Source organism: Micromonospora sp. DT201 (assembly GCF_049841575.1).
In the GTDB taxonomy this organism is placed as follows: domain Bacteria; phylum Actinomycetota; class Actinomycetes; order Mycobacteriales; family Micromonosporaceae; genus Micromonospora.
This window is the reverse complement of sequence record NZ_JBNCKP010000017.1, coordinates 178333-191526: the sequence shown is the minus strand read 5'-3', so window position 1 is coordinate 191526 and position 13194 is coordinate 178333. Positions and strand designations below refer to the sequence as shown.

General features: G+C 67.7%; 13 protein-coding genes. 8 read left to right on the top strand and 5 right to left on the bottom strand.

Going from position 1 to position 13194, the window contains the following annotated elements; translation table 11 throughout:
- Window positions 1–2011 precede the first annotated feature (2011 nt).
- The gene (locus ACLQ28_RS25210) at window positions 2012–2305 is read left to right on the top strand and encodes a hypothetical protein (RefSeq protein ID WP_425688740.1); all 294 of its coding nucleotides are present in this window, start codon (window positions 2012–2014) and stop codon (window positions 2303–2305) included.
- Between the two features lie 235 nt (window positions 2306–2540).
- Here the strand turns inward: ACLQ28_RS25210 and ACLQ28_RS25205 are convergent, their stop codons facing one another.
- Window positions 2541–2897 carry a hypothetical protein gene (locus ACLQ28_RS25205; protein ID WP_425688739.1) on the bottom strand — a complete coding sequence of 119 codons (357 nt, stop codon included), beginning with the start codon at window positions 2895–2897 and terminating at the stop codon, window positions 2541–2543.
- Between the two features lie 557 nt (window positions 2898–3454).
- On the opposite strand from ACLQ28_RS25205, the gene ACLQ28_RS25200 reads away from it, so the two are divergent.
- The 3 genes from ACLQ28_RS25200 to ACLQ28_RS25190 all read left to right on the top strand — a co-directional run bounded on the left by ACLQ28_RS25200 (window position 3455) and on the right by ACLQ28_RS25190 (window position 4884).
- On the top strand, window positions 3455–3892 hold the full coding sequence (locus ACLQ28_RS25200; RefSeq protein WP_425688738.1) for a hypothetical protein: 438 nt from the start codon (window positions 3455–3457) through the stop codon (window positions 3890–3892).
- A 165-nt stretch (window positions 3893–4057) separates the two neighbouring features.
- Complete coding sequence (locus tag ACLQ28_RS25195; protein ID WP_425688737.1) at window positions 4058–4249, top strand: hypothetical protein; 192 nt, start codon at window positions 4058–4060, stop codon at window positions 4247–4249.
- 32 nt (window positions 4250–4281) lie between these two features.
- On the top strand, window positions 4282–4884 hold the full coding sequence (locus ACLQ28_RS25190) for a tyrosine-type recombinase/integrase (protein ID WP_425688736.1): 603 nt from the start codon (window positions 4282–4284) through the stop codon (window positions 4882–4884).
- A gap of 57 nt (window positions 4885–4941) precedes the next feature.
- Here the strand turns inward: ACLQ28_RS25190 and ACLQ28_RS25185 are convergent, their stop codons facing one another.
- The 3 genes from ACLQ28_RS25185 to ACLQ28_RS25175 form a co-directional block, all read right to left on the bottom strand.
- Window positions 4942–5196: a Smr/MutS family protein gene (locus ACLQ28_RS25185; protein ID WP_007465523.1), complete on the bottom strand. Its 255-nt coding sequence runs from the start codon at window positions 5194–5196 to the stop codon at window positions 4942–4944.
- Between the two features lie 139 nt (window positions 5197–5335).
- On the bottom strand, window positions 5336–5704 hold the full coding sequence (locus ACLQ28_RS25180) for a tetratricopeptide repeat protein (protein ID WP_110563189.1): 369 nt from the start codon (window positions 5702–5704) through the stop codon (window positions 5336–5338).
- A 111-nt stretch (window positions 5705–5815) separates the two neighbouring features.
- Window positions 5816–6586, bottom strand: a complete 771-nt coding sequence (locus tag ACLQ28_RS25175; RefSeq protein ID WP_425688735.1) for an ROK family protein — start codon at window positions 6584–6586, stop codon at window positions 5816–5818.
- A 62-nt stretch (window positions 6587–6648) separates the two neighbouring features.
- Between ACLQ28_RS25175 and ACLQ28_RS25170 the strand changes: the two genes are divergently transcribed.
- The 3 genes from ACLQ28_RS25170 (at window position 6649) to ACLQ28_RS25160 (ending at window position 9555) form a co-directional block, all read left to right on the top strand.
- Complete coding sequence (locus ACLQ28_RS25170; protein ID WP_425688734.1) at window positions 6649–8286, top strand: ABC-F family ATP-binding cassette domain-containing protein; 1638 nt, start codon at window positions 6649–6651, stop codon at window positions 8284–8286.
- Window positions 8287–8324: 38 nt separating this feature from the next.
- A complete protein-coding gene (locus ACLQ28_RS25165; RefSeq protein WP_110563192.1) occupies window positions 8325–8633 on the top strand; it encodes a hypothetical protein in 309 nt (102 codons plus the stop codon).
- A gap of 196 nt (window positions 8634–8829) precedes the next feature.
- Window positions 8830–9555 (top strand): methyltransferase domain-containing protein, encoded by a 726-nt coding sequence (locus ACLQ28_RS25160; protein ID WP_425688733.1) that lies wholly within the window; start codon window positions 8830–8832, stop codon window positions 9553–9555.
- A 182-nt stretch (window positions 9556–9737) separates the two neighbouring features.
- Here ACLQ28_RS25160 and ACLQ28_RS25155 read toward each other — a convergent pair whose 3' ends face one another.
- Window positions 9738–11219, bottom strand: a complete 1482-nt coding sequence (locus ACLQ28_RS25155; RefSeq protein ID WP_425688732.1) for an amino acid permease — start codon at window positions 11217–11219, stop codon at window positions 9738–9740.
- Window positions 11220–11423: 204 nt separating this feature from the next.
- Here ACLQ28_RS25155 and ACLQ28_RS25150 point away from each other — a divergent pair, with 204 nt between their 5' ends.
- Window positions 11424–13085 carry a glycoside hydrolase family 10 protein gene (locus ACLQ28_RS25150; RefSeq protein WP_425688731.1) on the top strand — a complete coding sequence of 554 codons (1662 nt, stop codon included), beginning with the start codon at window positions 11424–11426 and terminating at the stop codon, window positions 13083–13085.
- Window positions 13086–13194: the final 109 nt, after the last annotated feature.

The following is a 13194-nucleotide window of genomic DNA, read 5'->3' as shown; positions in this document are numbered from 1 at the left end:
AGGATCTCCGATCCCCGTCCTCAGGTCAGCACCCCCAACTCACACGGGGTGTCTCACACCATCCTGACCAAGAGGGGAACGGCTCACCTCCTCGGTCCATGATCCGGACGAGCGTGGGGTGGGCCTGCTGGCCACGGCGAAGGTGATGATGGTGGGCCACGCATCCGAGGGCTGGCCGGCCGACGACGAGACGTCCCACCACATCTGCGTACGCTTCGACGTTCGCCGGGAGACCGGCGGGCACGGGAGATCAGTCCCACGCCGATCAAGTGCCCACCTGGGGTTCCGGCCAATCGGGCACCGCAGTAACGTCGCGGCGAAGCTAGATCGAATCTAACTTCGGAGCTGTCTACCCAAGCGCACCGTTGCTACTTCCAGCGGTGTTGATCTAGCTGGTGGACTTAGTCGATGAAACCGGACGACTGCGGGTTTGAGCTGCTGCTACGCCTGGCATGGATGGTCAACGATGGTCGTCGTTGGCTCTCGTTGGACGGCCTGGATACGGCATGATCTTGCAAGGGCTGGCAACCGAAGACGTGGGGAATCTGAACCCCCTTACACCTTCGCCTCTGGCAGATCATCCACTACCGGACGGATCATCGGGCCGGCCTGCGCAACCATCGCCAACACTGCTCGACGTTTGACACGACTTATCGGTCCCGGTTGTGCCGGATCTGCGCCCGATGATCTTCGCAGCCCACATCGCTGCACATTCACCAGCCCCAGCCGTCGGCGCCCCTCAGGAACGAGGCAGCTTGCCGGCCTGGAGCGCACCGCCTGGAGTAGTCCTGACCGGATAACTGCACATGAGGTGCTAGTATTGATGGTGGTTTACTGTCTGTTCGTCGCGACGCCTTCCAACAGGGCCAGCTAAGGAGCAGACAATGCTTGATCACAGAGACACCGCGCTAGGCGCTGGTGATCTTGTTCAGGTTCGGTGGCCATACAAGATGGTCACTCCTGGCCGCGTGATAGTTTCGGACTTGCAGGGATTCGTCCTTAGCGACGAAGGGATGATTCCGGTTCCTCATGTCGTCGTAGCTACCCACCTGCCGCACATGGCCTTCCCACCTGGCGTGCGAGTCTTGCCCATTGGCACTCCGGCATACGCAAGCTTCCCAATCGATGAGGTCGAGCTGCTCAAGTCGGACCCTGACTGGAACCCGTTCGCGAATCGACCAGCCGCAAGCCCGGAAGACCTTCGCGTTATTTCGGGGGCTCGATGGTGGCGCGTTCCGTCATACGAAGGACCGACCCATATCGGAGCCTACATCCCTAGCACTTGGTACCCGCAGGGAGCGCCAGCCTGGGTTTGGGAAAATGAATGGCGCCAGGCAAACGTAGTTCATGCATCGCGTGGCTGGATCAAGGTGCGCTTCCGCGAAGGATATTGCAGGCCAGGAGGATCAAGGGCCTACCGTCCGCACGAGGTGGCACCCGTCGTTTGCAAGGAATCGGAGGCCGAGCTGAGGGTCAGCTGGAGGACGCCGCCTGTGCCCCATCACGAGGCGTACCCCATGCCTCAGATTTAGGAGTTACGGCCGAAATCCACTCGACCCCACGCCACCAGTCACTCCCTGTCGCCCATCCCATCGGCCTTCGTCCGCACCTTGTGGAATGGGTGGGGCCCGCCCGGACTGAGGGCGGCGGGATGGGTGCCGACCATCCCAGAGCGCCTGAGCGCCCCGCCGGAGGCACTGCCCTGTGTCTCGCGGCCGATCTGAAGCCCCGGAACGTCATGATCATGGCGGCCGGGGCTTCGTCGCATGTCGCGCCGTCGGCGGGCTAGCACCGACGCGCTGGCGGCCGAAGGCCAGAGGCGCGGCGGCGGGCCATCGGCCCGGCCCAGATTCGGCGGCGCGAGCGGCCTGCGAAGCGGGCCGCCTTGAAGACGTACAGAAACTTTGCACAACATCGCCGGCAGTGACACGGGCAGTGATCGCCGGCAGTGATCACGCCGGCAGTGATCATGGTGTTCGCGTGGGAGGGTTGGGTTTGCGACCATGCGTTCGTGAGCAATAAGCAGGGCAAGGCTGATGGCCTTGGACAGCGACACGTCACGGTGGTCCAGCTCCAAGCGGCGCAAGACGCGCCCGGGTTCACCACGTTCTTCGAACCGGAAGGCGGAGAGCGGTTCATCGCGCCGGGTGACCACTTGACAGTCACCTTCGACACTGCCGAGCCGCAGGAAATCCATCTCGTGATGAACAAGGCCGGCCTGGCCTTTTGGCGGCCCACCAGCGGGGATGCGCGGGTCGCGATTGTCGATCAGCGAAGCGGCGAGGAGGTTACCCACCTGTGGTAGCGGCTGCGCTGTGTAAGTCCGTCATCAAGGTGAGGTCATGCCGCCAATCGGACCGATTTCTGTCGATCATTCACCGTATCGCGGCGTAGGGTTTCGAGCCTTAGCCTCACCTGAGCTCGTGCCCGATCCGTGCCCGATGCAGCGGTCAACATCGGCCAGCGGCGGTCCGTCGCAGAGCTTGGCCGAGTCGCTCATGCTTCAACGGCCAGGGGGCACCAGGCCGGGGGCCGGCGACTCAACCCGAGTCCTCCGAAAGTAAGGACACCTTGGCGATTTCACTTACGATAGCGGTTTGGTGGGCATGGTAGACCGTGAGGTCGAGGACAGGCGCGTTGCTGTAGTTAACTACCTTTACGCCCGCCTCAACAAATAGGTCTGGCTGACCCTGCTTGGGAACCAAGTAGATGTCGGTACCAACGACTAGGCGTGCCTGGACCGACTCAGCATCCGTCTTCTCTTCGCGCCTCACGCGAATCTCGTGACGGAACAGCAGACCGGTGAAAATGACGGCAGCCGTCGACATCACCAAGCCGGCAAGGCTTCCCCACGCCTGCATCCAGTCGGTGATCTTAGGGGCTTCAGCAGCAAGCACCGGGCCAGGGAGGACCACGATGCCACACGGGCCGGCTTCCACAGCCTGCCCAACGGGCACAGATCCGGCACAACCGAGCGCGAGTAGCGGCGGAAGATGCCGGAAGACAATGGAAGGAGTTTCGGCAGGTCAGAGACCATGCCGGGGAGAGGCTGGGAGGTCGGAAAGCGGTGGCTCTTACTTCCAGCGGTATTGATCTCGGCCGCGTGCGTAGTCGATCAAACTGGACGACTGCGGCTTTGAGCTGCTGCTACGCCTGGTATGGATGGTCAACGATGGTCGTCGTTGGCTCTCGTTGGACGGCCTGGACACGGCATGATCTTGAACTCCGAACGAAGCCTTCGGGGACTCGAACCCTGAACCTCTTTCGTGTCGGAGGGATCATGCCGAATCGGGCGGATCGATGTGCTGACCTGGGCGAACTCTTCCGTCTTCTGACAGCAGTTGACAGCTCTTGTCGACCCCAGTTGTGCCGAACCTGTGCCGGATGATCTTCGATGCAAGGTAGCAAGCGCGGCGTAGCTGCCGCCAGGGCAACAACCGGCCATAATCGGCGAGTGACGCTGAGCGATGAGACTGCGGCCCTATATGCGGCGCTCGACACTGCCGCCCTCGCCTCTCTAGTTCCCGTGCTGCGGCAGGAGAGCGTCCGTGCCAAGGAGCTACTGCGAGAGGCCGAGGCAAGGCTCACCAAGGACCCGGAGTCAGACGCGTACCTCTCAGAGGTTACGGCCGAGAGCATCATCGCCTTGGAGACGCTGAAGGAACGTGACCCCGCTGTCACCGAGTCCGTTAGCGCCTCCCAGGCTCAGATGAGATCTTTGCGAGACAGCGTTCTTAGTGATCCGGTTGCGAACATGGAGTACTTCGAGGCTGTCGCTCACTACTCTTTTGACCTCCTGCACTGTGAACGGTTGATCAAGGAGGAGCTTGCGCGACGCGGACTTTTGCCCCAGCTCGTGCTTCCGGCTCCCCGTCCCCGCCGCGCCCCGTAGCCATCCCGTCGGCCTTCGTCCGCACCTTGGTGGAGTGGGTGGGGCCTGCCTGGCCAAGGTGGAGCACACCACTGTCTGAACGACCTTGGCCAGGCAGGCTCCATCTGCTCGGCTGAGCCCGACCAGACGGGTCAGCAGAAGTTCGACCGGGAGACGAAGCAGCCGATGTGGGCGGTGCAGCTCTACGCCCTGTCGGAGGGAAGCGCGGAGGTTATCAACGTGACGGTGGTCAGCCCGGTGATGCCGGCGGTGGCTGTTCGTCAGCCGGTGGTGCCGATGGACCTGGAGGCGCTGCCCTGGTCAACGACCGTGACGGGAAGGTCCGCTCCGGTGTGGTGTTCCGGGCTTCGGCTCTGACCGCGATGGAGACCGCCGCCGTCTAGCGGCCGGTGTTCCTGTTCGGCTCCACGCAAGCGAGATGTGGACACGGGGTCGCCGTTGACCCGACTCGCCCGGTTCTGCATATCACCCGGCAGATCAAACTGGTTCGGGGTTCGCTGATCTTCGCCCCGCCGAAGGGCGGCAAGTCCCGTGAGGTTCCTCTGCCCGACTCGGTAGCCGGCAGGCTCAAACAACACGCGCGGGATTGCCCGCCGGTCCCGATGACCCTGCCGTGGGAGACGCTGACCGGCGAGCCGCGAACCGTCGAGCTGTACCTGACGACACCCGCCGGTCTGGCGCTGTCCCGCTCGATGTTCAACTCCGGCGTCTGGAAGCCCGCGATCCGGGCGACCGGCATCCCTGATGATCGACACAACGGGATGCACGTCCTGCGGCACACCTACGCCTCGGTCCTCCTGGACGCCGGAGAGAGCATCAAGGCTCTGTCGGCCTACCTGGGCCACGCGGACCCGGGCTTCACCCTCCGGACCTACACCCACCTACTGCCTGCCAGCGAGGATCGCACCCGCCGGGCCATCGACAAGGCACTCGGTGAGGACCAGGCCGGCAACGATGCTCCGCAAGCCCTTGACGGCCTGGACACGGCATGATCATGGATCAGCGGCCCTGGCAGCGGCCTGCTACGCAGGTCAGAGGCTATGCCGCCGCTATTTCCAGCGGAAGTGCACGAAGAGGCGGCCGAAGTTCTTGGAGTCCTTCTCCACGCGGTGGTAGAGCTGCTTGACGTCCTTCTGGTCGAGGAACCGCAGCACCCGCTTCTTGAGCTGGCCGGATCCCTTGCCGGGGATGATCTCGACGAGGGTGGCCTTCTTCGCCACCGCCTCGTCCATGATCCCGCGCAACGCGCGGTCGATGTCCTGCCCCTTGTTGAAGATCTCGTGCAGGTCCAGCTTGAGCTTCATGCCACAGCCCCCGCCCGGTCAGGTCCCATGCCCGCCATCCTAGGCACGCCCGGCGGGCCGCCGGACGACGAAGAGCCCGCCCGCCGGACGACGAAGGGGCGGCCCCGAAGGACCGCCCCATCACGTCACCGGTGCACGCTCAGCGCGTACCGCCCACGCGGGTTTCCACCCGCTCCAGCGCGGTCCGGTAGTCGTCGTTTGTCGCGTACATCGCGGCGGCGATCCGTAGGTGCCGCAACGCGTCTGTGTGCCGGTTCAGCCGCTCCAGCGTCCGACCGAGCACGTGGTGCGCGTAGTGGTCGCTCGGGTCCCGCTCGACCAGCTCCCGCAGATGCTCCTCGGCCCGGTTGAGCTGGGCCGACTGGAAGTACGCCCGGGCCAGCAACTGCCGGACCGCGGCATTGCCGGGTTCGGCGGCGACGATCGGCTCCAGCAGTCGGGCCGCTCCACTCGGGTCACCGGTTTCGAAGAACATGGTCGCCCGCCGGTAGTCCGCCAGAAGATCCATCTGCCCACCTCCTCGGGTCGCACCGTCACCTGTTCCGACGCTGGCACAACGCTGGGCGTTTGGCGACTGTTCCCGAGAGCAGGAAGCCGAGAGCAGGGAGCCGGAATCGGGTCAGGTGTGGGCGTCCCGGCGCCCAACGGACAGCTCCCAGGCGCGCACACCGCCGACGATCCCGGCGGTGTTCGGCACCACCACCACGTCGTCGCCCATCCGGGTTAGTTGCTCGGGCCGGATCAGCCGGGAGTTGCCCCCGCCCAGATAGAGCCGGTCCCAGCGGAACACCGGGCGGAGCCCGTCCACCACCTGCCGGATCCGGCGAGACCAGAAGGCGTCGCCGAGCCGCCGGCGTTCCGGCTCACCCACGTACGTGTCGTAGGTGGTGCCCCAGCGCACCGGCGCGTGTGACAGCTCCAGGTGCGGTGCGAGCACCCCACCGTCGAAGAGCGCGCTGCCCAGCCCTGTCCCCAGCGTCAGCACCAGCTCGCAGCCGGTGCCGGCGACCACCCCGGCGCCGTGCACCTCGGCGTCGTTGAGCACCAGCGCCGGCACCCCGAACGCGTCGGCCAGCGCGCCTCGCGCGTCCCAGCCGGACCACTCGGCGAGCAGGTCCGGGTCGACCCGGGTGCGTGGGCCGTTGCGGGTCACGTAGTGCGGTGTGGTCACCACCACTCCGTGCCGGATCATCCCGGGTACGCCGACCGTCAGCCGGTCCGCTGTCGGCAGGCGCCCGCCCAGATCCAGCAGGGTCCGGACAAACAGCGCAGGCGGCAAGGGGTACGGGGTCGGCACCCGCAACGGCCGGGCCCGCATCGTCCCCGCCTCGTCGAGCACGGACGCCTTGATGCCTCCGCCGCCACAGTCGATCGCCAGTGTGGTCACCACGCCGTTGAGTCTGCCCGCTGCCGTCGGGTCGTATGCCAGCAGCCGGATAGGCTGCCGTTCTGATGAGCGCCACGATGATCGTCAAGGACCTGGCCGCCGGGCACGGCGACCGCCCGCTCTTCGCCGGATTGGACCTGGTGGTCGCCCCCGGTGACGTGATCGGCCTGGTCGGGCCGAACGGGGCCGGCAAGTCGACGCTGCTGCGTACCCTCGCGGGGTTGCTGCCGGTCGAGGCCGGCAGCGTGCGACTCACCCCGCCCACCGCGAGCGTCGGGCACCTGCCGCAGGAGCCGGAACGGCGGCCGGGTGAGACGGTGCGGGACTTCCTGGCCCGGAGGACCGGGGTGACCGCCGCGCAGGCGGCGCTGGACGCGGTGACCGAGGCGCTGACCGCCGGGGCGCCGGGCGCCGACGACGCGTACGGCGACGCGCTGGAGCGCTGGCTCGCCCTCGGCGGCGCGGACCTGGACGAACGCGCCGAGCAGGTGAGCGCCGACCTGGGCCTCGCGGTCGACCTGGACCACCCGACCACCGGGTTGTCCGGCGGCCAGGCGGCCCGCGCAGGGCTGGCTTCGCTGCTGCTCAGCCGGTACGACGTGTTTCTGCTCGACGAGCCGACCAACGACCTGGACCTGGCCGGGTTGGAGCGGTTGGAGGAATTCGTCACCGGGCTGCGGGCCGGCACGGTGCTGGTCAGCCACGACCGGGAGTTCCTCACCCGCACGGTGACCCGGGTGCTGGAGCTGGACCTGGCGCAGCAGCAGGTGAACCACTACGGCGGTGGCTACGCGGCCTACCTGGAGGAGCGCGAGGTGGCGCGCCGGCACGCCCGCGCCGACTTCGAGGAGTACGCCGACACCAAGGCTGGGCTGGAGGCACGGGCGCGCACCCAGCGCGGCTGGATGGAGAAGGGCGTGAAGAACGCCCGACGCAAAGCCACCGACAACGACAAGATCGGCCGGAAGTTCCGGAGCGAGGCGAGCGAGAAGCAGGCCGCCAAGGCCAAGCAGACCGAACGGCTGATCGAACGGCTCGACGTGGTCGAGGAGCCCCGCAAGGAGTGGGAGCTGCGGATGGAGATCGCCGCCGCTCCCCGCGCCGGCGCCGTCGTGGCCACGCTGCGAGGTGCGGTGGTACGCCGGGGCGGGTTCACCCTCGGCCCGATCGACCTGCAGATCGACTGGGCGGACCGGGTCGCGGTGACCGGGGCGAACGGCTCAGGCAAGTCCACCCTGCTGGCCGCGCTGCTCGGGCGGCTGCCGCTGGACACCGGCACCGCCTCGCTCGGCCCCGGAGTGGTGGTGGGCGAGGTGGACCAGGCACGAGGGCTGTTCCTCGGCGACGCACCGCTGATCGACGCGTTCCATGCGGCCGTACCCCACATGTCGCCGGCGGACGCGCGGACCCTGCTGGCCAAGTTCGGTCTGCGCGCGGCGCACGTGCCCCGACCGGCGGCCACCCTCTCCCCCGGTGAGCGGACCCGGGCCGCGCTGGCCCTGCTCCAGGGCCGCGGGGTCAACCTGCTGGTGCTCGACGAGCCCACCAACCACCTGGACCTCCCAGCGATCGAACAACTCGAATCGGCGCTGGCCAGCTACCCCGGAACGCTGCTGCTGGTCACCCACGATCGACGGATGCTGGCCGCCATCGAGACGAACCGTCGACTCCGGGTCGACAACGGGCGGATCGCCGAGGATTGATCCGTGCCAGCGGGCCAGCGCGGGGTGAGAATGACGCCATGCTCAAGTGGGAGTACGCCCTGCTGGTTCGCCGCCGCCAGGCTGCGACCAACGACCTCGGCTGGGAGGTCGTCTTCGTCTGGTACGGCCCGGACGGCTCGATGGTCGACGTGACGCCATACGGCGACACCTCGCTGGCCCACCTGAACCGGGCCGGCGACCAGGGCTGGGAGTTGGTCGCGATGAGCGAGGACCCATCCCTGCCCGGCCATCACGAGTTGCACCGCTATCACCTCAAGCGGCCGAAGCCCGCCGCCCCGCAACCCCGCCAGCGGATACGCGGTGGCCGCCGCACCGTCTCGGGCTGACCCGACCCCTCCGGGCCCTACTCTGCGGGCGTCATGATCATGATCGACACAACATCGCCGATGTTGGGGTATCCCGCGCCTTGGATACCCCAACATCGGCGATCTGGAGTGGATCATGCCCGACCGGGCCGATGAGGCCGGCTAGCGGGGCATACCGGGCGCGAATGCGGGTAACGCGCGGCGGGAGGTGGCCCGAATGGTCGCTTTGGCACAGACTCCACCCTCGGCCGACCGGCTGCGGGCGATAGACGAATTCCTCGCTCAGGCATGGGCGGACCAGGTCCCGCACGATGACCGACTGCGGGGCCTGGCGGTCGACGTGCGGTTCGACCGGGGGGTGGCCCACCTGAGCGGGGACGTCGACGAACCCGCCCAGTTACGGCTGGTACGTGACCTGGTGGGCCGGTTGGCCGGCGTCTACGGCGTCTGGTCCCGGGTTGGCATCGGCGGGCGGGCACCGGTGGTCGTGGACCTCGGTTGCGGGCCGACCAAACAGTGGTCGAGCAACCTGGGGCTGGACATCTACCCGGCGCCGGGGGTGGACGCGGTCGCGGACCTGTCCGGCTCGCTGCCACTCGCCGACAACTCGGTGGATGTCCTCTTCGCGGTGCACATCCTGGAGCACCTGATCGACTTCCTGCCTCTGGTGGACGAGTGCCACCGGGTGCTCCGCCCGGGCGGCGTACTGCACGTGATGAGCCCCTGGTGGGGGCACGTGAACGCGGTGGCCGACCCGACCCACGTGAGGTTGATGGACGTGCAGACGTTCAAGGGAATCTGCCATGGCCGGCCGCCGGGCACCCCGCGGTGGTACCCACTGCACGCCGGCTGCGACGGTGCCTCGATCTTCGCCGACCTGACCCCAGTCCCCCCAGACGCCAGCCCCGCACCAAAATCCCACCTAGCCCGCTTCTTCGACTAGCGCCTGGCCGCCCGGCCAGAGGGGCAGCACCGACCCCGGTCGGCAGGTCTGGCTCGACGAGGTGACGTGGGTCGACGGCAAGCCGGTGGTCAAGGGCCCCACCGGCGAGCCGCAGCCTCGCCCCTGAGCCGTCGCCGAAGGGCCCTCGCGCCCAAGATCCTGCGGGGGCCCTTCTGCGGATCTCAAGCACCCGGGGCGACGGCGGGTTCGTGTCGGGCCAGCCGGTTGCGGCGGTAGCCGTAGCCGAAGTAGATCACCGCGCCGAGCAGCATCCAGGCGAGGAATCGCAGCCAGGTTTCTACCGACAGGTTGAGCATCAGGTAGAAGCAGGCCAGCGCCGAGACGATCGGCAGCACCGGGGAGAACGGCACCCGGAACGGCCGTTCCAGGTCCGGGCGCTTGCGGCGCAGGATCGGCACCGCGATCGACACGAGCACGAACGCGCAGAGCGCGCCGATGCTGACCAGGTCGGCCAGCGCGGACAGCGGCAGGAAGCCGGCCAGCAGCGCGACCGCCACCGTCATGATCGCCGAGATCCGGTACGGGGTGCCCCAGCGCGGATGCACAGTCGCGATCGAGGGCGGGATCAACCCGTCCCGGGCGATGGCGAAGCCGATCCGGCCCATCGCCACCAGGTCGACCAGGATGACGCTGGTCAGGCCTGCCACCGCGGCGATGGAGACCAGCACGGCTGCCCAGCCTGCGCCAACCGACTCGAAGGCCGACGCGATCGGGGCACCCCGGTCGATCTCGGTGTACGGCACCATCCCGACCACCACCAGCGAGACGCCGATGTAGAGCACGGTGGAGATCAGCAGCGTGCCGAGCAGACCCAGCGTGAGGTCCCGCTTGGGCTTGCGCGTCTCCTCACCCAGGTTCGCCACCGCCTCGAAGCCGGTGTACGCGAAGAAGACGACCGCAGCGGCGCTGAGCACCCCGACGAAGCCGAAGACCGACGGCTCCAACCCGAAGAGCGCCTGCGTGACCGGTTGTTTGATGCCGTCGTCGCCGCTGCCGGCGGGCTCGGCCGGGGGGATGAACGGGGTGAGGTTGGCCGCCTTGACGAAGAACAGGCCGGCGACCACCACGAACACGCAGATGGCCACCTTGACCAGCACCAACAGGTTGGTGATCCGGGCGGATTCCCGAATGCCGACGATCGCCACGACGCCGAGGATCAGCACGATGGCGATGGCTCCGACGTTGATCGTGCTGCCCTCCTCGCCGAACCATCGGGTCGGCAGGTCGAGCAGTTCCGCGAGGTAGCCGGACCAACCTCGCGCCACCACGGCGGCGCCGAGCGCGAACTCCAGCAGCAGGTCCCAGCCGATGATCCAGGCGACGATCTCGCCCATCGTCGCGTACGCGTAGGTGTAGGCGCTGCCTGCGGTCGGCACGCTGGAGGCCAACTCGGCGTAGCAGAGCGCGGCGAGCAGGGCCACCACGCCGGCGATGGCGAAGGAGATCACCACGCCCGGTCCGGCGCTGTCCCGGGCTTCGATCCCGGTGAGGGTGAAGATGCCGGTGCCGATCACGATGCCGATGCCGAAGCCGGTGAGGTCGACCGCGCCGAGCCGTCTCTTCAGCCCGAGTTGGCCGTCCGAGCCGTCTGCCTCACCTTGGGCTATCACGTCCTTGATCGGTTTGGTGCGCAGCACGGACACGCGGTCACCCCTCCCACCGTGCGACCACCCCCGTGGCGGCCGGTAGCCGGCGTTGCTACCCAGTGGCGGGATTGATCAACCGTGAACCCTTGCGGCCGTGACCAGACTGTGAAAATTTTCTTCTAGCGGTGCATAGATAGGCGGCGAATCTTGCCGGCAGTGCCGCGCTGGACACCCGGGAGCCCCAACGAAGGGACACACCGCATGAAGGCCATACGAATCGGTGCCGCCGGGCTGGTCGCAGCCCTGCTCGGCACGCTCGTCACCACCACCCCCGCCACCGCCGCGCCCGACGCGGCCAGCACCACCACCAACGCCACCTGCACCACCGACCCGGCCACGCCGAAGCGGCAGTTCCGCGCAATGTGGATCTCGTCGGTGGTCAACATCGACTGGCCCACCAAGGCGTCCCAGACCAGCCCGGACCAAGTCGCCGCCCAGCAGGCCGAGTATCGGCAACTGCTCGACCTCGCCGAGCGCCTGCACCACAACGCAGTCGTGGTGCAGGTCCGGCCCACCGCCGACGCGCTCTGGCCCTCGCCGTACGAGCCCTGGTCGGAATACCTGACCGGCATCCGTGGGCAGGACCCGGGCTGGGATCCACTGGCCTTCCTGGTCGCCGAGGCCCACCGGCGCAACCTCGAATTCCACGCCTGGTTCAACCCGTACCGTGTCTCGATGCCGGCGCCCGGCGGCGCCGGCGCGGACCTCGCCCAACTCGCCCCCGGCCACCCGGCCCGGCAGCACCCGGACTGGACCTTCGCCTACCCGCCGGCCGGCGTTGCCGGCAGCCGGCTCTACTACAACCCCGGCATCCCCGAGGTCCGCGAGTTCGTGCAGACCGCGATGATGGACGCGGTCAGCCGGTACGACATCGACGGCGTGCACTTCGACGACTACTTCTACCCCTACCCCAGTGGCAGTTACCAGGTGCCGGACGACGCCACCTTCGCGGCCTACAACCGGGGTTTCACCGACCGGGCAGACTGGCGGCGCGACAACATCAACCTGCTGATCCAGGAAATGAACGGCAAGATCAAGGCCGCGAAGCCGTGGGTGAAGTTCGGGGTCAGCCCGTTCGGCATCTGGCGCAACAAGGCCGCCGACCCGCTCGGCTCGGACACCACCGGCAGCCAGTCGTACGACATCATCTCCGCCGACACCCGCAAGTGGATCAAGCAGGAGTGGATCGACTACGTGGTGCCGCAGCTCTACTGGTACATCGGCCAGTACCCGGCGGCCGACTACGCGCGGCTCGTGCCGTGGTGGGCGGAGACCGTGCGCGGCACCCACGTGCAGCTCTACATCGGCCAGGCCGACTACAAAAGCGGCGATTCGGCGTACGGGCCGGACTGGCAGAACCCGAGTGAGCTGTCCGATCACCTGACGCTCAACCAGGCGTACCCGGAGGTGCAGGGCAACGTGCACTTCTCGGCAGTTCAGGTGCGGGCCAACCGGCTCGGAGCCACCGACATCTACGCCACCGAGCACTACTCCCGTCCAGCGCTCGTACCAGCCATGCCGCACCTGCCAGCCCGCCCACTACTCTTCCCGGTGGTCACCAAGGCGGCACGGCAGGCCGACGGAGTACGGCTGACCTGGCACCAGCCGGCCGACGGCGTCGGGCCACTCGGCACTGCCACCTCGTACGCGATCTACCGGTTCGATGGCACCACGCTGCCCGGTCGGTGCGGTACGGCGGACGCCGCGCACCTGGTCGACACCGTCCGAGCCACCCCCGGCGGCACCCAGACCTGGGTGGACACCTCGGCCGCGCCCGGCCGGCGCTACACCTACCAGCTGACCGCGTTGGACCGGTCGGCCAACGAAAGCCCGACGAGCCCGCCGGCCTTCGTCCTGCGCTGACCCGTCCGCCCCTCGCCGAATGCCCCGGGTGGTGCTCAACGCACCCGGGGCATTCGTCTGTTTCGACGTCTGTCATCAATAGTTGGATCGGCACATACCAGCCGGTTGA